Origin of the sequence: Thalassobellus citreus, assembly GCF_044385915.1 — a bacterium.
GTDB classification, from domain to species: domain Bacteria; phylum Bacteroidota; class Bacteroidia; order Flavobacteriales; family Flavobacteriaceae; genus Thalassobellus; species Thalassobellus citreus.
In genome coordinates this window covers 1-337 of record NZ_JBISCC010000005.1, presented here as the reverse complement: position 1 = coordinate 337, position 337 = coordinate 1, and the positions used below count along the sequence as shown (strand labels likewise).

Annotated in this window: 1 pseudogene; it reads left to right on the top strand. The window is 47.5% G+C overall.

The annotated features are described in order from the left end of the window. Window positions 1-337 (top strand): annotated as a pseudogene (locus ACH5TX_RS00025) (collagen-like protein); the annotation flags it as partial.

Genomic DNA, 337 nt, shown 5'->3' with positions numbered 1-337 from the left:
GCAGGATTAGACGGAGCAGATGGGGCAACAGGTCCTAAAGGAGATAAGGGAGATAAAGGCGACAAAGGAGATGCTGGTGATCAAGGAATACAAGGGATACAAGGTTTAGCAGGATTAGACGGAGCAGATGGAGCAACAGGTCCTAAAGGAGATAAAGGTGACAAAGGAGATACCGGTGATCAGGGAATACAAGGTGTAGCAGGATTAGACGGAGCAGATGGAGCAACAGGTCCTAAAGGAGATAAGGGAGATAAAGGCGACAAAGGCGATACCGGTGATCAGGGAATACAAGGAATACAAGGAATACAAGGTTTAGCAGGATTAGACGGAGCAGATG